Below are 17,525 nucleotides of genomic sequence, written 5' to 3' on the forward strand. Positions count from 1 at the left end.
GCTGCGGGGGTTTTATATTGTCCGCAGTTCTTGGCTGGGGGCCGGCATTATCTAAAGTGGGTTTATGACCTTTTCACAGCCAACTGCCAACGGCACCTCGCAAGGTTTTGCCCTCCCCCAATTTGCTCCCGTCCGGGAGCTGTTTGACTCCATGCTCGACGCCGATCCCCGGTACAGCGCGCAGCTGGCCATCTACGCCCACGGCAACAAGGTCGTTGATTTGGTGGGTGGGCCGGATTCCACCGCCACTTCACTTACGGGCGTGTTTTCCTGCTCCAAGGGTGTGGCCGCGCTCGCCTTCAGTTTGCTGGTCCAGGATGGACTGGTAGATCTTGATGCTGCGGTGGCAAGCTACTGGCCTGACTTCGCCCAGCGCGGCAAAGATGCCGTGACGGTCCGTCAACTCCTGTCGCACCAAGGCGGTCTGGTGGGCGTGCAGGGCGGATTCGCCATGGAGGAGTACAACGATCTGCCTGCCGTGGCGGCCCGGCTCGCGGCCATGGCGCCCATGTGGCGCCCAGGCAACGGCACCTTCGGCTACCACGCACTGACCATGGGCGTGTTTTTGGAGGAACTGTGCCGCCGCATCACGGGCACACGTCTGCAGGATGTGTATGAGGACCGCATACGCGTCCCCTGCGCCGCCAACATGTATCTGGGCCTGCCCGAATCGGCCGAGGCGCAGTACCGTCCCGTGCTCTTTGATGAAGTCCCGGCTCCAGCCTTCCTGGATCCGCGCTCCATTGCCGGGGTTTCGGGCAATGTAGAGGCCGGCAATTTGCTCAAACTGCCCAACATCCGCAGTGTGCGCGCAGCTGGCAGCACCAGTGGGGCGGGTGTGGGCTCGGGGGACGGCTTGGCTCGGGTGTATGCCGGCGCCACTACAGGCATTGACGGCGGACAACCGTATTTGACTCCGGACACCATTGAGCTCATGAGCCAGGAGCAGGTGTGGGGGATGGACCGGGTCTTTAACGAAGTGGGGTCCTTTGCCGTGGCATTCATGAAAGCAAATCCACGCATGGACTTTGGCAGCGCCCAGGCCTTCGGCCACGAAGGCGCCAATGGGGCCTTGGGATTTGCGGATCCGCTGTACGGGGTGGGATTTGGGTATGTGCCGGCTCGTGCTGAAGCTGGAGGCACTGCAGGGCGCGGCATGCTACTCAGTGCCGCCATGCGCCGGATCCTCTGCACGGCCTAGCTGCACCCCGCCGCCAGCGGCGTGGCCCGCCTGTCGGCTCAGGCAGGCCACGCAGCTGGCGGGGAATGCCCACCTGGAATCCACAAGGGCAACGCACTACCACCGTGGACGGCACTGCTTCGTCAAGTTCACCCTTCGGCGGAAGCCACAATGCCCGCAACAGCCACTTCCTGTTCCGGCATGGGCCCACCGCAGTGAACGTATTGCTGGCCAAAATTCAAGACTCCGCCGGGGCGGCTGCGGTGCCGAGGAAGCTGGCCGGCTTGTTCACTGCCATTGCAGGGAAGGGGAACGTCCCACACGCTCGGCAGCTGCATTCAACCATGATCCACCCGTCAAACGGCAGGTCCAAGGCTTGAACGAACTCGCCGCCCACCTGGGACCGGGCTATGGCACCGGGCGCACGGGAGTTCTCCTGCGGCGGCTGCCGTCAACTGCGCGGTGTTGCCAATTGGCGGTGCGTTGCCGCTTGTCCTACTCCTGGGCCCATTGGCCCAATAGTGGATGCAGTTGCTTTTGACCCGAATGCATGTGTTTTTACGCCGCGGCCGGGTTGCCGGCTTTTTCCTGGACAGCGGAGGCCAAGGCCTGGACCCGGAAGCGTGCGGTGCGCTTTTGTTCCTTTTTGCGTGTGCGCACGGAGCGAATCACGGCCTGGGGGGATATCCGTGACGTTCCCGGGGCCTGCTGGCCGCTCCGCATGGAGAGGGTGGCGGCTCCGCGGTCATACATCAGTTCCACAGCATCCATCAGGAGCGGAAAATGTCCCGGGGGGTTTGCTGGGATAAGACGCAGAAAGTGGGGATTCTCCAACATTGTTTGACGAACCACGGGGCAGAAGGGAAGCACGCCAATGCGGCGTCTGCGGACGTCCTGCAGCACTCCCAGCAACAGCTTTTCAGCCAGGACCGGCTCTTCATATTCGGCTGTCATTTCCGTGCTGAGCAGCCACATGTGGTCGCCCTCCATGCGGTACTTAAGAAAACCGGCTAGCTGCCCATCTTTGTATAGCTCGTAGCGTGAGACTTCAAGATTGTTCTGAACTGTAGGCACTGGTCCCTCTTTCATCAGATTTTCTTAGGACCTTTACTGTAGACCCCTTGCGGCATCGAACACCAATTCGTAAGACGTCCTGGGAAAATTTTTATCCAAAAGGACAAATATCCCCGTAACTTCACGGCACGTATTCAACAAGTTCGTCCCCGTGGGCACCAGAGGCACCATTTGCGTTGAAAAAATGTAACTATAGGTATCCAATTTTTTATCGAGCAACATAGGGTGGGGCCATGGACGCGCAGACCAAAAATCAATCCTCAAAGCTCAAACAGGGAATTACCGGCCCATTGCTGTATCTCTTCATTTTGGGAGATGTCCTGGGTGCCGGAATCTATGCCCTGGTGGGCGAGGTGGCCGGGGAAGTCGGTGGTGCCATTTGGGTGCCCCTGCTCGTGGCACTGGGGTTGGCCATGCTGACAGCAGCCTCCTACGCGGAACTGGTCACAAAATACCCGAAGGCAGGGGGCGCAGCTGTTTTTGCCGAGCGCGCGTTCAAAAAACCATGGTTGTCCTTCATTGTGGGTTTTTGCATGCTCGCAGCAGGTGTCACCAGCGCCGCCGGTCTAAGCCTTGCCTTCGCCGGGGACTACCTCAAACCCTTCCTTGATGTGCCCACCATTCCCGCGGCCATCGTGTTTTTGATCCTCTTGGCTCTCCTCAACGCCCGCGGCATCAAGGAGTCTGTGCGGGCCAACGTGATCATGACAGTCATTGAAGTATCCGGCCTGATCCTGGTCATTGTGGTGGTGGGGATGCTGGTGGCCCAGGGCGGAGGTGAGCCAGCGCGGGTCATGGAGTTCCGGGAGGGGGTCTCCCCTGGAATGGCCGTTTTGGGTGCATCGTTGCTGGCCTACTACTCCTTTGTTGGCTTTGAGGTATCTGCCAATGTGGCCGAAGAGGTGGTGAATGTGCGAAAGGTGTATCCGCGGGCACTCTTCGGAGCGCTTCTCACCGCCGGCGCCGTCTACGTGCTCATTGGCCTGGCTTCCTCCGTGGCACTGTCCACGGACGAACTGGCAGGGTCCTCGGGACCGCTGCTGGATGTGGTTGCGGCCACCGGAGTGGGTGTGCCGGAATGGCTCTTTGGCCTCATTGCCCTGATTGCCGTGGCCAATGGGGCCCTGCTGACCATGATCATGTCCAGCAGGCTGGCATTTGGCATGGCGGAGCAGGGACTGCTTCCACAAATGTTTGGCCGGGTCCTTCCCCGCCGCCGCACGCCCTGGGTGGCAATAGTGGTCACCACGGCTGTGGCCATGGCCCTGACACTTACCGGGGGACTGGCCACCTTGGCCCAAACAGTGGTGCTGCTGCTGTTGTTCGTCTTCATCAGCACCAATGTGGCGGTGCTGGTTTTGCGCAAGGACAAGGTGGAGCACGACCACTTCCGTGTCCCCAAAATCCTGCCCTATGCCGCGCTTGCCTCCTGCCTGATTTTGCTCACGCAGCAGGGGGCGGAAATTTGGTTGCGCGCCGGCATTCTCCTGGTGGTGGGCATTGTCTTGTATCTGCTGACAAAGCTTGGATCCAACAAACGCCCCGCACCGGCCCGCTTGGACCCTTGACCGCACCACTGCTGTTGACCGGGGCAGCCGCGCCCCGGTCAACAACGGTGCGGTCAAGGGGCAAAAATGCCGTTACTTGGTGATGCCCTTGTCTTTGAGCCACTGGGTGGCGGCAGCTTTGGGCTCCATTTTCTGCTCGCCCTCAACCTGGGTCCGCAGCGAAATCAAGTCCTCTGTGGTGAGCTGGGCAGAAACATTGTTCAGTGCCTCCTGGCCGGCGTCACTGACCTTGTCGGACTTGATCAGCGGCACCACCTGCTGTGCGCCAATGAGTCCCTTGGGATCCTCCAGCACCACCAGATTGTTGGCGGTCAACTCGGGTGAGGTGGTGAAGATGTCGGCAATCTGCACCTCATCGCTGAGCAGGGCCTTGAGGTTCAAAGCTTCACTGCTGGCACTGAACGGGACAAAGGCCTTGGGCACGCAGTCATACAGTTTTTCAAGTCCGGGCAGGCCATAGGGGCGGGTCTGAAATTCCGACGGCGCCGCAAGTGTCAGTTCCGCACAGACCGGGGCCAAATCCGCAATGGACTTCAACTGATATTTGGCGGCGGTTTCCGCTGTCACCACAATGGCGTCCTTGTCTTCAGCGGAGGCCGGCTCTAAAATTGACAAGCCTTCGGGCAGTTTCCCGGGCAGGGCGCTCAAAATCCCGGGCCCGTCAATGACTTCATTGGCGGCATCAAAGTAACCCAGCAAATTCCCCGTGTATTCGGGCACCACATTAATGGAATCATCCTCCAGGGCCGCCAAGTACACTTCACGGGAACCAATGTTGAGCTTGGTGCTGGCGTTCACCCCGGCCGCATTGAGCGCACCGGCATAAATTTCAGCCAGAATGGCATTTTCGGGGAAGTTGGCCGATCCCACCACCACGGAATCGCTGGACCCTTCCCCGGCGCTGCTTTCGCCCAGCGGATCCCCGCCACAGGCAGTAACGGCGAGGGCAACGCTAAGTCCCGCGGCTGCGCCAAGAATGGCGCGGCGGGTGGTCAAATGGAACTTGTTCATGGGTTGTCTCCTGGTAGGTCTTGCATGAAGTTTGGAAAGTTTAGGAAGCGGTGGAGCTGTTTGCCGGCACCGGGGAAGCGGCAGTCCTTTTCAGCCCCGGCGAAACCACCGAGCGCTGCAGCAGGGCCAAAAGTCCATCGATGGCAATGGCAAGCGCGGCAATGATCAGCGCCCCGCCCAGAACCTGGCCGTAGTCCTGTACGGCCAGGCCGTCAATGATGTACCGGCCCAAACCTCCCAGACTGATGAAGGCCACCACGGCCACCGTGGAGATGACCTGCAGCACTGCCGAACGGAGTCCGCCCATCATGACAGCCAAGCCATTGGGCACCTCCACCCGGAAAAGCACCTGCGCCCCGGTCATGCCCACACCCCGTGCCGCGTCCACGGTTTCCCGGTCCACTGCCGCGATGCCGGCATAGGTGCCTGTCAGGATGGGGGGAACCGCCAAGAGCACCAGGGCGCAGATGGCCGGCGCAAGGGACAGGGAAGTGGTGGCCATCAGCGCCAGCAAGGTCATGATGCCCAAGGTTGGCAGTGCCCGCAGCATGCTTGCCAGGGAAACCACCACGGCGCGGCCCCGGCCAGTGTGTCCCACATACAGTCCCAACGGCACGGCAATGGCAATGGAAATCAACAGGGTCAACCCGGTATAGCCCAAATGTTCCAGGGTCCGGGACAGGATCCCTGAAGTCCCCTGCCAGTTGCGCCCATCAGTCAACCATTGCCAGCCCTGGCTGAAGGGGCTCGCCGAAGTGTAGCTGGTCAGCGGCAGGGTGGTGGGGGGAAAAGGATTCACGCCGGCACCTCCTGCGTGGTTGCGGCCGGGGAGGCAGCTTTCCGCAGCCAGGGCGTCAACAGTTTTTGCAGCAGAACCAGGACCGCGTCCATGAGCACGGCCAGCACCAGGGTCCCGGCAATTCCCACGGCAATTTCAGTGGGGAAGTTACGTTGCAGACCGTCGGTAAAAAGGAAACCCAGGCTGGGAATCCCCAGCAGCGAACCCACTGTCACCAGCGAGATGTTGCTGACGGAAATGACGCGCAGCCCGGCAAAAAGCACGGGAACGGATAAGGGCAGATCGACCATGAGGAAGCGCTGCAGAGGCTTGAATCCCATGGCGGTGGCAGACTGCCGGAGGCCGTCATCAACCGAGTTGAGCGCGTCCAAGGTGGAACGGACCAGCAGTGCCACGGCGTAAATGGTCAGGGCCACAATGATGTTGCTGAAATCAAGGATCCGGGTGCCTAAAATGCCCGGCAGGATGACGAACAACGCCAGTGACGGAACGGTGTACAGCAGCGATCCTGCGGAAAGGATGATGCCAGCGGCGGTCTTGTTGATGCGTGCACACTGCGCCAGGGGCACGGCAATGACGACTGCCAGCACCAAAGGCACCACTGCCTGAATCAAGTGGTACCCGGCCAAGCCGAGCAGCTGGGGAATATTCGCCAAAAACCACTGCATCAGCGCCGGCTTTCCCGGGCAGCGTCTATGGCTGCCAAGACCTCACCGGCGTCCACCACCCCCGTGACCTTGCCGGCGGCATCCACGGCAACCCCCAGGCCCGACGGCGAAGAGAGCGCCGCGTCCAATGCCGCCCGCAAGGTTCCCCCGGCCTGAAACAGGGAGCCTCCGGGAACCAGTGCGTCCTGCGCGTCATGGCCCGCTCCCGGAGCCCACCAACCCACTGGCCGGTCCTCGACGTCGACCGCCAACACCCAGCCGCCGCTGGCATTACGGGCGTCTTCATCCCACAGCGCCGTGGTGGCCGGATGAATGGGCACGGAGCCGCCGGCGGCAAAGGAGAGCCTGCGGAAGCCGCGGTCACGGCCCACGAACCCGGCCACAAAGTCATTCACCGGGGCACGCAAAATCTCCTCCGGCGGGGCGTACTGGGCCACACGGCCGCCGGAGGCAAACACTGCAACCTTGTCACCCAAAATGGTGGCTTCATCAATGTCATGGGTGACAAAGATGATGGTTTTGGCCAGTTCGCGCTGCAACCGCAGGAGTTCCTGCTGCAATTCCGCGCGCACCACCGGGTCCACGGCGGAGAAGGGCTCATCCATGAGCAAAACGGGTGGATCCGCGGCGAGCGCGCGGGCCACACCCACGCGCTGTTGTTGTCCGCCGGAAAGCTGGTGGGGATACCGTGCGGCCATGGACGCTGAAAGCCCCACGGTTTCCAGCATCTCCAATGCCCGACTGCGTGCCTGCACCCGCGGCACCTTGTTCAGCCGCAGCACGGTGGCGACATTGGAAAGGACAGTGCGGTGTGGCAGCAGACCGGCCTGCTGCATCACATAACCCATGGAGCGGCGCAGCTCATGGGCGCGAATTCCGCTTACGTCCCGCCCGTCCACGGTGATGCTGCCGGAGGTGGGCTCCACCATCTTGTTCACCATGCGCAGCGAGGTGGTCTTCCCGCATCCTGAAGGGCCCACAAAAACCGTGATCTTCCCGGCTTCCACACTGAGGTTCAGACGGTCCACGGCCGGTTGGCCGCTTTGATAGATCTTGCTGACATTTTCAAATTCAACCATGGCCTTGTTGCGGGCCTGTTGGGGTTCGCCCGGATGCCCGGACGCAGGGGTGCCCAGTGATGCGGCAATGGCTTCTTGGGCCGCCATGGAGGAGTCCTGACTTTCGGTGGCGTCGGGGGGTGGGGGGTGCTTTGATCATAAGCTGGGAACTTTTGCCCCGTAAAGCGCCCGGCAGGGGAGGAAGCTGCGGTGGTGGCCGTTTTGCCGGTGCGGGGCATAGGCTAAGTGGATGGATAAAGAGGGCGGCGTCAGCAGCGATTTCAGCACCAAGGGCAGTTATGTGACAGGTGATGAATTCACCCGGGACACAAACTACATTGAAACCCGCATCACCCGTGACGGCGCCGACGGATACCCGGTGGAGGCCGGACGCTACCGCCTGGTGGTGTCCCGTGCCTGTCCGTGGGCGCACCGTTCAACCATTGTGCGGCGCCTGCTGGGACTTGAGGATGCCATTTCCCTTGGTGTCTGCGGACCGACGCATGACGCGCGTTCCTGGACCTTTGACCTTGATGAAGGCGGCGTTGACCCGGTCCTGGGGATCGAACGGCTGCAGGAGGCGTACTTCAAGCGCATGCCCAATTACCCGCGTGGGATCACCGTGCCGGCCATGGTGGATGTGCTCAGCGGCGCAGTGGTGACCAACAATTTCCCTCAGATCACCCTGGACTTTTCCACCGAATGGAAAGAATTCCACCGTGAAGGTGCACCCGAACTGTTCCCGGAGGAACTGCGGGAGGAAATGGCGGTGGTGAACAAGCGCATTTTCACCGAAGTCAACAACGGTGTGTACCGTTGCGGCTTTGCCGGCACCCAGGACGCCTACGACGCCGCCTATGAGCGTCTTTTTACCGCCATGGATTGGCTTGAGGAGCGGCTCGCGGGGCAGCGCTTCCTGATGGGGGACACCATTACCGAAGCCGATGTCAGGCTGTTCACCACCTTGGTCCGCTTCGATGCGGTTTATCACGGCCATTTCAAATGCAATCGCAGCAAACTCAGCGAAATGCCTGTGCTGTGGGCCTATGCACGTGATCTCTTCCAAACGCCGGGGTTCGGCGACACCGTGAACTTTGAGCAAATCAAGGCCCACTACTATGTGGTGCATGAGGATTTGAACCCCACCCAGATCATTCCGCAGGGCCCGGACACTGCCGGCTGGTCCACGGCACACGGCCGCGGGGCCCTGGGAGGGCGGCCCTTCGGAAAGGGCACTGCCCCGTCCCGTCCCGTGGACGCCTAGTCCATGGCAGGACGCGAACCGCACTGGCTCAACACCGAGGAGCGGGCCGCCTGGCTGGCGGTGCTGTCCATCATGACGCTGCTGCCGGGTGCGCTGGAGGCGCCGCTGCAGCAGGGCGCCAAGTTATCACTCTTTGAATACAATGTGCTGGCCATGCTCTCCGAAGCCGACACCGGCGTGCTGCCCATGAGCGAACTGGCCGCCCGCACCAGCGCCTCCCTGTCCAGGCTCTCGCACGTGGCCAGGAAATTGCAGGCCCGCGGCTATGTGCAGCGTTCGGTGCACGCCCACGATGCCCGCGTCACCCAAGTGGCCATCACCGGCGCCGGCATGGAACTGGTGGTGGAGCTTGCGCCGGCGCATGTGGAAAGCGTCAGGGCCTTGGTGTTCAAGGAACTCAGTGCCCAGGACACGGCGGCGTTGGCCCGCATAGGCCGCACGATCGTGCGCGGCCTGGATGGCAGCCATTGGATCCTTCAGGAGTAAGGGTCAGGACAGGGACCCTCCCACCAGACTGTGATTCTGGTCACCTCCAATTCATTCATGGCGCATTTTTAGCCATTGTTCGGCGCATTTGCGGCCCCTTGCGGCGTGGTCCAGTGAAATAGGGCAAGGAAACGTCGCCTAATCCCAAAATTGTCCCGTAGTGTAGGTAAGGCTTGCATAACTTCGCAGCTTTATCCGTTGGGAATATCGATAGGAAGCGTCATGGAATTTACTCGCCGCCGGGGTTTGCAGCTCGGCTTGAGCGCATCGCTCGCCGCACTGGGCCTGGGTCTGACCGCCTGCTCCACGGGAACGGCCGGGAGTGGCAGTTCCGCCGCTTCCACCACGGCAACCGACAGCTTCCCCGTCACCATCAAGCATGTCTATGGTGAAACGGTCATTGAAAAAGAGCCCCAGCGCGTCGCCACCGTCTCCTGGGTCAATGACGATGTGGCCATTGCCTTGGGCGTGGTTCCCGTAGGCATGCCCAAGAACGACTGGGGCGGCAATGCGCAGGGCTCCACCCCGTGGAAGGACGCGGCTTTGGAAAAAGCCGGCGCCTCCATTGGCACGGACAAGGCACCGGTGCTGTATTCGGAGGTGGATGGTGTGAACTTCACTGAAATCGCCAAAACGACGCCGGACCTTATTTTGGCCGCCTACTCCGGTTTGAGCGCTGAAGACTACGAAAAACTCAGCAAAATAGCCCCTGTCATTGCCTTCCCCGAAACTGCCTACGGCACTTCCTGGCAAGAGTCCACCACCATGATTGGCGCAGCGCTGGGCCGCTCGCAGGCTGCCAAGGATCTGATCTCCAGCACCGAACAGACCATCAAGGAACAGGCGGCGAAGTACCCGCAGCTTGTTGACAAGACCTTCATCTTCGGCACCCTGGATCCCAGCGCCGCGGAATCCATCAGCATCTTCACCTCCGGCGACAACCGCCCCAAGTTCCTCAGCAGCCTGGGCATGAAGTTGGCGCCTGTGGTTGTGGAAGCTGAAAAGGATGTCCAGGGCTTCTACCTGCCGTGGTCGGCCGAGAAGGCCAATGAACTTGATTCGCAAATTTTTGTCAGCTGGGTGGCCGATGAAAAAACCAAGGACACGATTGTGAAGGACCCCCTGCTGGGGCAGGTTCCGGCCGTTAAAAAGGGTGCTTTTGTCACTGATTCGGACAATACGCTCACGCTGTCCATTTCAGCCTCGTCCCCGCTAAGCCTGCCGTGGACGCTGGACAAGTTCCTGCCGCTGCTGGGCGCGGCTGCAGACAAGGTCTAGGAATCCCCGCATGAGTTGCACGCCAGTGGCTGCCAGGACAGGCGGCACGCCTGAAACGGCGCATGCCCCCTGCCCGGCAGCTGCCGGCGTGCCCGCGGTGGTGGTGCCCATGACCGCTGACAAGCTGCCGCCCAAACACCGCGGCACCGGCCAACGCGTGGTGTGGCTGGGCGTTCTTGTCGCTGTGCTGGCTGCCATGGTGCTGCTGTCCCTGGCCGTGGGGGCCCGCAGCATTGCGCCCGGGACGGTGCTCCCGGCGCTGTTTGCCGTCGATCCGGACAACGGTGACCATGAGGTGGTGGGATCCCGCCTGGTCCGCACCGTGGCGGGGCTGGTGGTGGGCCTGGCACTGGGCCTTGCCGGAACATCCATGCAGGGCGTGGCACGCAACCCCCTGGCGGACCCCGGCATTTTGGGCATCAACGCAGGAGCGGCGCTGGCCGTGGTGGCCGGAATCTTCTTTTTTGGTGCCGCAAATGTCTCCAGCTACCTGTGGTTTGCCTTTGCCGGCAGCGCCATTGCCGCAGTGGTGGTCTATGCCGTTGCCAGTCTGGGCCGCACCGGTGCCACCCCCGTAAAACTGGCTCTGGCCGGGGCTGCCGTTGCTGCCGGCATGGGCTCGCTCATGAGTGCCATGCTGGTCAGCAGTCAGGATTCACTGGAACTTTTCCGATCCTGGCAGGTCGGTGCCTTGGCCGGAAAATCCTGGGAATCAATCCTCGCGGTCCTGCCTTTCATGGCGGTGGGTGTGGTCATTTTGCTGGGCACGGGCAGGCTCTTGAACACCCTGGCCTTGGGTGATGACATGGCGCGCGGCTTGGGGCAGCGCCCCGGTGTGGGCCGCGCCGTTTCGGCGTTGGGCATTGTGCTTTTATGCGGCTCGGCCACGGCGCTGGCTGGCCCAATTGCCTTCATTGGCCTGGTGGTCCCGCATTTGCTGCGCGGGCTGTTCGGGCCCGACTACCGCTGGTTGTTGCCGATGTCGATGGTGGCGGCCCCCATCATCCTGCTGCTGGCAGACATTGTGGGGCGGGTGGTTTTGCTGCCCGGTGAGGTTCCGGCCGGCATCTTGGCGGCCATGCTGGGCGCTCCAGTGTTCATTGCAGTGGTGCGCCGCGGCAAGGCGGCCGAACTATGAGCCTTGGCGAGGCCGGCATCACTGGCGCCTGGGTGCGCGAACAACGCCGGGGCCCGCGCCGGCGCAGGAGCGGACTTACCGCATCCCTGGCCGTGCTGGTGTTTGCCCTGCTGGCCATCAATGTTCTGCTGGGCAGCTTCACCGTCACCATTGCCGACTTCCTCGCCATGCTGGGCGGAAAAGTCATCCCGGGTGCCAGCTTCATCGTCATGGAAAACAAGCTGCCCCAGGCCCTTTTGGGATTGTTGGCCGGGGCTTGCCTGGGCATGGCCGGAACCATTTTCCAGTCCATGTTGCGCAATCCTTTGGCCAGCCCGGACATCATTGGCATCAGCTACGGTGCCAGTGCCAGCGCCGTGGCCGCCGTGGTGATTTTTGGCGTGCGGGGCGCGGGGGTGTCCGTTGCAGCCATGGTGGGGGGCCTGCTGGTGGCACTGGCCATTACCGCGCTGGCGCGGGGCCGCGGCGGGACGGGCCTGATATTGGTGGGCATTGGGGCGGCAGCCTTCATGCAGGCGGCCGTGACATTTCTCCTCTCCCGGGCCGACATCACCAACGCCCAGGAGCTCATGGTGTGGCTCACGGGCTCGCTCAACTCGGCCAATTGGGAACGGGTGGCCATCCTGGCTGCGGCGCTGCTGCTCCTGCTGCCGTTCACCGCTGCCGGAGCAAGTGAACTGCTGGGACTGGCGCTGGGGGACGACACGGCCGCCGGCTTGGGTTTCCGGGTGCCGCGCGCACGGCTGCTGTTGACCATGGTCGGCGTTTTATTGGCGGCCTTCCCCACCGCCGCTGCCGGGCCCATAGCCTTTGTGGCCTTTTTATCCGGACCCATTGCCAAACGCCTCAACGCCGGGGCGCCAAACCTGCCCATTTCGGCTCTGGTGGGGGCGGCCATTGTGCTGGCGGCGCATTTCGCCTCCGTGAACTTGATTCCAGGGGTTTCACTCCCCGTCGGGGTGGTCACGGGAGCGTTGGGCGCTCCGTTTTTGCTCTGGCTGCTCATCTCATCCAACCGCGCCAACCAAGGAGGCTGACATGGCCATGCCAAGGACCAAGGAAGGCGACGCTGCCCTACCGGCGACGTTGTCCGCCACCCAGCTGTCCCTGGGCTACGGCGACACCGCCATTGTGGAAGGCCTCAATGTCGCCCTGCCTGCGGGGAAGGTGACCATCATTGTGGGAGCCAACGCATGTGGCAAGTCCACGCTGCTGCGCGGTCTGGCCAGGCTGCTGAAGCCAAGCACCGGCGTCGTCCATCTCAATGGCACCGACATCCACAAGGTCCCCACCCGTGAGCTGGCCCGTGAACTGGGCATCCTGCCGCAAACACCCCTGGCCCCCGACGGCATCAACGTTGCCGAGCTGGTGGGGCGCGGCCGCAGTCCGCATCAGGGCTGGTTCAGGCAATGGACCCCGGCCGACGACGATGCCGTGGCTGCCGCGCTGAACGTGACCGGCACCGCCGAACTGGCCGGACGCAATATTGATGAACTCTCCGGCGGACAGCGCCAGCGGGTGTGGATAGCGATGGCCTTGGCGCAGGAAACGCAGGTGCTGCTGCTGGATGAGCCCACAACATACCTGGATTTGGCACATCAAGTGGAAGTGCTCGATGTGGTCTCTGAACTCAATGCGCGCCGGGGGACCACCGTGGCCATTGTCCTGCATGACTTGAACATGGCGGCCCGCTACGCCGATCACTTGATTGCCATGAAGGCAGGGGTGGTGATCACCCAGGGCGCCCCCGGCGAGGTGCTCACTGCTGACATGGTGCAGGAAGTGTTTGGCCTGGAATCCCTGGTGGTGCCCGATCCGGTGGTGGGCACGCCCATGGTGGTGCCCATTGGGCGGCGGGCGGCATTGCTGGCTGATGCTGCGGCCAGGTCCTTGGCAAATGATGATTTGGGCCGTGTGCCCAGCAAAGAAGGAGTGCAGGCATGAGTGCGGCAACTGTGGAACGAAGCGCAACGGCTGCGGGTGCGGCTGACATTCGCCGCCCCATGCGGGCCTTTGAGCTGCGGGTCAGTGCGGTGCAACAGCTGACGCCGCATTTCCGGCGCGTCACCTTTACCGGCAGCGACCTGGCACTTTTTGGCGCCAACGCTGCCGGTGAAACCCTGGATTTGCGGGTCAAGGTCATGATCCCCTCGCCAGGGCATGAACTGCCGGCACTGCGGCAGGACCGCGGCTCCCTGTTGGAGGACTGGTACCAAAATTGGCGGTCACTGGCGGAGTCCACGCGCGGCTCCATGCGAACCTACACCGTCAGGTCCCTGCGCCGGGCCGTTCCGGCCGGGCCGCATGGACCTGCCCGCGAGGCGGAACTGGACATTGACTTTGTGCTGCATTTGGAGGGGGGATCCGGCCCGGCCGCGGCCTGGGCCGCAGCCGCCCAGCCCGGGGAGCCGCTGACCATCATTGGGCCGTGCCTGTTGTGGGGCGATTGCCTGGGCATTGAGTTTGCCCCGGGGGAATCCGAGCGGATTCTGCTGGTGGGGGATGAAACAGCCGTCCCCGCCATCGCGGCCATCCTGGAAACCCTTCCCGGAAATGCCACCGGCCACGCAGTGCTGGAAGTGCCGGACGCAGCGGATTTTCTGGATCTAAAGGCACCGGCGGGAATGCAGCTGAGCTGGCTGGCACGCGGCCACAAGCCACACGGCGCTGCCATGGCCGCGCAGGTGCATTCGCTTATCGCCCCGGCAGCGTGCTCGGTGGGGGAGGAGCCGGAGGACGTGGACGTCGATGCCGGCATTTTGTGGGAAACCCCCCACGCCACCTCAGGGCACGGCCTGTACGCGTGGATAGCCGGAGAGGCAGCTGCGATCCGGGACCTGCGGCGATACCTGGTGCGTGAGGTGGGCATGGACCGCAATTCCGTGGCGTTCATGGGCTATTGGCGCCACGGGCAGGTGCTGAATTAATCCTGCAGGGAATTTCCCGTGACAGCAGCAACCGCAAGGAGCATAATTTCAAGCACCCATATGATCCTTATCCGGAAGGTCCGCCATGTCCGTGCAATTGAACCCCTATCTCAACTTCCGGGACACGGCACGGGAAGCCATGGAATTTTACCAGACGGTCTTTGGTGGCACCCTGGAGCTGGGGACCTACGGGGACATGGGGATGTTCAACAACCCGGCTGAAGCCCACAAGATCATGCACGCACTGCTCAACGGTGACCATGGGATTGTCCTGATGGGTGCCGACGTTCCCGAGGGCATTGATTTCAGGACCAACTCCAGCGTCTCCCTCAGCGGCGACGACGAGGCGGTGCTTGGCCTTTGGTGGGACCGCCTCTCCGAGGGCGCCGCCATTTCCGAGCCGCTGACCAAGGCTCCCTGGGGGACACCTTTGGCATGCTGACCGATAAGTTCCAGGTGCCGTGGATGGTGAACATTGCCGGCGGCGCGCGCGGGTGATCCCTTCCCTAATGTCCACGCAATTGAGCTAGAATCCGTGCCAATTCCGCCCGGTCCTGGGCACTGAGCTGGCTGAAGTATTCATTGGATTTATCCCTGCGCTCCGCGCTGACGTTGGCAAAGAGCTCCCGACCGGCAGCTGTGGGGACAATCAAGGTGGCCCTTCTGTCCGAGGGGTCGGCCTCCCGGCCGACGAGTCCCTTGGCTTCGAGTTGATCCACCACCTCGGTGGCGGAACGGGCCGCAATGCGCAGGCGCTCGGCCAGGTCCTTGAGCCGCATGGGCTTTCCGTCGGCTGGAGCGCCGTCATGGCCCTGCCCGCCTTGGACCCGGCCGGCGCGTTTAGCGGCCGCGTCGGCAACTTCCCCGAGCGGATGCTGCACATCCTGCTGGCGCCTCAGCAATGTCATCAGCGCCCGCCACTGATGCGGAGTGAGCTCCCAAGGCGCCAGCTGCGCAGCCCAGGTGCGGCGCAAGCCGCGGAATGCACTGTGAAACAGTTCGCCCAAATCCGGTGCGCCGCCGCCTGTATGACCCATGGCACCAGTGTAGTCAATAAAAAACCATTGACTGGTTACCACATAGTGAGGTAACCTCTACATTAGTTGGTGCGAGTCCCGCACCCCGCACACCATCTGGAGGCGGCGCCGTTGCCTGAAAAAGTCCTGCACGCAAGAACCGGCCGTGAACAAACCGGCCCCCAAGACCTTGGCGGCCGCGGGCCTGCCCGCATCAACCCGGCTGACCAGGAGCAAATCAAGCGCCACCCCGTGAGCTTCGCGCGCATCTGCGCCTTGTTTGCCCCACACAAGGGCGCGATTGCCGTCGTCGTGCTGCTCATCAGTGGATCGAGCCTTATTTCCCTGGCACAGCCCTTTCTTGTCCGCAGCGTCATTGACACCGCGCTCCCGCAGAAGAACGTGCCCCTGCTGGCTTGGCTGGCTGCGGCCATGATTGCCGTGGCCGCGGCCACGGCTCTCATTGGTGTGGTGCAGACGTGGATGGCCACCAGCATGGGCCAAAAAATCATGCATGCGCTGCGGGTTCGCCTCTTCACGCACCTGCAGCAGCAATCCCTGGCCTTTTTCACCAAGACCCGCAGTGGCGAGGTGCAGTCACGGCTGAACAACGACATTTCCGGCATGCAGGCCGTCATCACCTCCACCGCCACGGGCGTGGCGTCGAATGTGACCACAGTGGTGGCCACGGCCGTGGCCATGGTGGTCCTGTCCCCGAGGCTGGCGCTGCTCTCACTGGTGGTCATTCCGCCGGCGGTCTGGTTCTCCCGGCGGGTGGCGCTGCTGCGGCGTGACATCACCTCCACCAAACAGGCGGAGCTGGCCACCATGAACACCTACGTGGAGGAAGGCCTGAGCGTCTCCGGCGTCCGGCTGGCCAAAACGCTGGGCACCACCGCCCGCGACGCGCAACGCTATGCGGAAAGCTCCCAACGGCTCATTGGCCTGGAGGTGCGCTCGCAACTGGCGGGACGGTGGCGCATGGCCACCATGGGCATCATCTTTGCCGCCATCCCGGCTGCCATCTATTTCACCGGCGGGCTCCCCGGCAGCAGCATGAGCATTGGCACCATTGTGGCCTTTACCGCCTTGCAGTCCACCATCTTCCGTCCCGTCATGGGGCTGCTGAACCTGGGGGTGCAGTGGGTCACTGCGATGGCATTGTTCAGCAGGATCTTTGAATATCTGGACCTTGTCCCGGACATGGCGGTGCCTGCCCACCCCGTGGCACTTGACCCCGCGCAGCTGCGCGGCGAGGTCCGCTTTAGGAACGTCCATTTTGCCTACGACAAAGGTGCCGAGGTTTTGCATGGCATAGACCTGGTGCTCCCGGCCGGCACCACCACGGCTGTGGTGGGGGCCACCGGCTCCGGCAAGTCGACCTTGGGGGCGCTGCTGCCAAGGCTGCATGATGTCACAGCCGGACAAGTCACCATTGACGGAGTGGATGTGCGCCACATGGCACCGGAAGTGCTGGCGGGAATAGTGGGCGTGGTGTCGCAGGAAAGCTATTTGGTGCACGCCTCCATCCGGGAAAACCTGCTCCTGGCCGATCCCGGGGCCAGTGACGCCACGTTGTGGCAGGCCCTGGCCGCAGCTCAAATGGCTGATCTTGTGGCAGGGCTGCCGGACGGCCTGAATACGCTGGTAGGCGCCCGCGGCCACCGCTTCTCCGGCGGTGAGCAGCAGCGCCTGGCCATTGCCCGAACCCTGCTGCGCAACCCCCGTGTGCTGGTGCTTGATGAGGCCACCTCGGCACTGGACAACACCACTGAAGCCGCCGTGCAGCTGGCCCTTGACCACCTGGCCGTGGGCCGGACCACCTTGACCATTGCACACAGGCTCTCCACCGTCGAGGATGCAGATCAACTGGCTGTGCTTATGGCGGGAACCATCACCGAAGTGGGCACGCCCGCGGCGCTGCGTGCCGCCGGAGGGGATTATGCCGCGCTGCGCGCCGCCCGTGACTTTGAGCCGGCGGTATAGCGGCAGCCCGGAGTGCACCGCGTACGTCCCCTCCTTTCGCGCATCTGCGCCGATGCGCGAAAGGAGGGGACG

Annotated in this window: 17 protein-coding genes; 11 read left to right on the forward strand and 6 right to left on the reverse strand. The window is 62.8% G+C overall.

Annotated features, from left to right (window positions below):
• The first annotated feature begins 64 nt into the window (after positions 1-64).
• Entirely contained in the window at positions 65-1,201 is a 1,137-nt protein-coding gene (locus ACFUCV_RS11310; protein ID WP_380815662.1) for a serine hydrolase domain-containing protein, read from the forward strand.
• A 537-nt stretch (positions 1,202-1,738) separates the two neighbouring features.
• Here ACFUCV_RS11310 and ACFUCV_RS11315 read toward each other — a convergent pair.
• Positions 1,739-2,254 (reverse strand): N-acetyltransferase, encoded by a 516-nt coding sequence (locus tag ACFUCV_RS11315; RefSeq protein WP_380815663.1) that lies wholly within the window; start codon positions 2,252-2,254, stop codon positions 1,739-1,741.
• Between the two features lie 233 nt (positions 2,255-2,487).
• On the opposite strand from ACFUCV_RS11315, the gene ACFUCV_RS11320 reads away from it, so the two are divergent.
• Positions 2,488-3,822, forward strand: coding sequence for an APC family permease (locus ACFUCV_RS11320; RefSeq protein WP_380815665.1), 1,335 nt, complete (start codon positions 2,488-2,490; stop codon positions 3,820-3,822).
• A gap of 72 nt (positions 3,823-3,894) precedes the next feature.
• Here the strand turns inward: ACFUCV_RS11320 and ACFUCV_RS11325 are convergent, their stop codons facing one another.
• From ACFUCV_RS11325 to ACFUCV_RS11340, 4 genes are read right to left on the reverse strand one after another with little or no spacing between them, the layout of a single operon-like run.
• On the reverse strand, positions 3,895-4,833 hold the full coding sequence (locus ACFUCV_RS11325; RefSeq protein WP_380815667.1) for an ABC transporter substrate-binding protein: 939 nt from the start codon (positions 4,831-4,833) through the stop codon (positions 3,895-3,897).
• Between the two features lie 40 nt (positions 4,834-4,873).
• Complete coding sequence (locus ACFUCV_RS11330; protein WP_380815669.1) at positions 4,874-5,632, reverse strand: ABC transporter permease; 759 nt, start codon at positions 5,630-5,632, stop codon at positions 4,874-4,876.
• Positions 5,629-6,300 carry an ABC transporter permease gene (locus tag ACFUCV_RS11335; RefSeq protein WP_380815671.1) on the reverse strand — a complete coding sequence of 224 codons (672 nt, stop codon included), beginning with the start codon at positions 6,298-6,300 and terminating at the stop codon, positions 5,629-5,631. Before ACFUCV_RS11335 ends, ACFUCV_RS11330 begins: the two co-directional genes overlap by 4 nt.
• On the reverse strand, positions 6,300-7,379 hold the full coding sequence (locus ACFUCV_RS11340) for an ABC transporter ATP-binding protein (RefSeq protein WP_380815693.1): 1,080 nt from the start codon (positions 7,377-7,379) through the stop codon (positions 6,300-6,302). Before ACFUCV_RS11340 ends, ACFUCV_RS11335 begins: the two co-directional genes overlap by 1 nt.
• 229 nt (positions 7,380-7,608) lie before the next feature.
• Here ACFUCV_RS11340 and ACFUCV_RS11345 point away from each other — a divergent pair, with 229 nt between their 5' ends.
• The 8 genes from ACFUCV_RS11345 (at position 7,609) to ACFUCV_RS11380 (ending at position 14,893) form a co-directional block, all read left to right on the forward strand.
• Positions 7,609-8,622, forward strand: a complete 1,014-nt coding sequence (locus ACFUCV_RS11345) for a glutathione S-transferase family protein (RefSeq protein WP_380815673.1) — start codon at positions 7,609-7,611, stop codon at positions 8,620-8,622.
• A gap of 3 nt (positions 8,623-8,625) precedes the next feature.
• Positions 8,626-9,108, forward strand: a complete 483-nt coding sequence (locus tag ACFUCV_RS11350; protein WP_380815675.1) for a MarR family winged helix-turn-helix transcriptional regulator — start codon at positions 8,626-8,628, stop codon at positions 9,106-9,108.
• Positions 9,109-9,330: 222 nt separating this feature from the next.
• Positions 9,331-10,386 (forward strand): iron-siderophore ABC transporter substrate-binding protein, encoded by a 1,056-nt coding sequence (locus tag ACFUCV_RS11355; protein ID WP_380815677.1) that lies wholly within the window; start codon positions 9,331-9,333, stop codon positions 10,384-10,386.
• A gap of 109 nt (positions 10,387-10,495) precedes the next feature.
• Entirely contained in the window at positions 10,496-11,524 is a 1,029-nt protein-coding gene (locus tag ACFUCV_RS11360; protein WP_380815695.1) for a FecCD family ABC transporter permease, read from the forward strand.
• On the forward strand, positions 11,521-12,561 hold the full coding sequence (locus ACFUCV_RS11365) for a FecCD family ABC transporter permease (protein ID WP_380815679.1): 1,041 nt from the start codon (positions 11,521-11,523) through the stop codon (positions 12,559-12,561). Before ACFUCV_RS11360 ends, ACFUCV_RS11365 begins: the two co-directional genes overlap by 4 nt.
• Before the next feature lies 1 nt (position 12,562).
• The gene (locus ACFUCV_RS11370; RefSeq protein WP_380815680.1) at positions 12,563-13,468 is read left to right on the forward strand and encodes an ABC transporter ATP-binding protein; all 906 of its coding nucleotides are present in this window, start codon (positions 12,563-12,565) and stop codon (positions 13,466-13,468) included.
• Positions 13,465-14,451, forward strand: a complete 987-nt coding sequence (locus ACFUCV_RS11375) for a siderophore-interacting protein (RefSeq protein WP_380815682.1) — start codon at positions 13,465-13,467, stop codon at positions 14,449-14,451. Before ACFUCV_RS11370 ends, ACFUCV_RS11375 begins: the two co-directional genes overlap by 4 nt.
• A gap of 85 nt (positions 14,452-14,536) precedes the next feature.
• A complete protein-coding gene (locus tag ACFUCV_RS11380) occupies positions 14,537-14,893 on the forward strand; it encodes a VOC family protein (RefSeq protein WP_380815684.1) in 357 nt (118 codons plus the stop codon).
• A gap of 64 nt (positions 14,894-14,957) precedes the next feature.
• Here the strand turns inward: ACFUCV_RS11380 and ACFUCV_RS11385 are convergent, their stop codons facing one another.
• Positions 14,958-15,488, reverse strand: a complete 531-nt coding sequence (locus ACFUCV_RS11385) for a MarR family winged helix-turn-helix transcriptional regulator (protein WP_380815686.1) — start codon at positions 15,486-15,488, stop codon at positions 14,958-14,960.
• A 111-nt stretch (positions 15,489-15,599) separates the two neighbouring features.
• Here ACFUCV_RS11385 and ACFUCV_RS11390 point away from each other — a divergent pair, with 111 nt between their 5' ends.
• Positions 15,600-17,453, forward strand: a complete 1,854-nt coding sequence (locus ACFUCV_RS11390) for an ABC transporter ATP-binding protein (RefSeq protein ID WP_380815687.1) — start codon at positions 15,600-15,602, stop codon at positions 17,451-17,453.
• The last annotated feature ends 72 nt before the right edge of the window (positions 17,454-17,525 follow it).

Source organism: Specibacter sp. NPDC057265 (genome assembly GCF_042668835.1).
Lineage (GTDB): Bacteria > Actinomycetota > Actinomycetes > Actinomycetales > Micrococcaceae > Specibacter.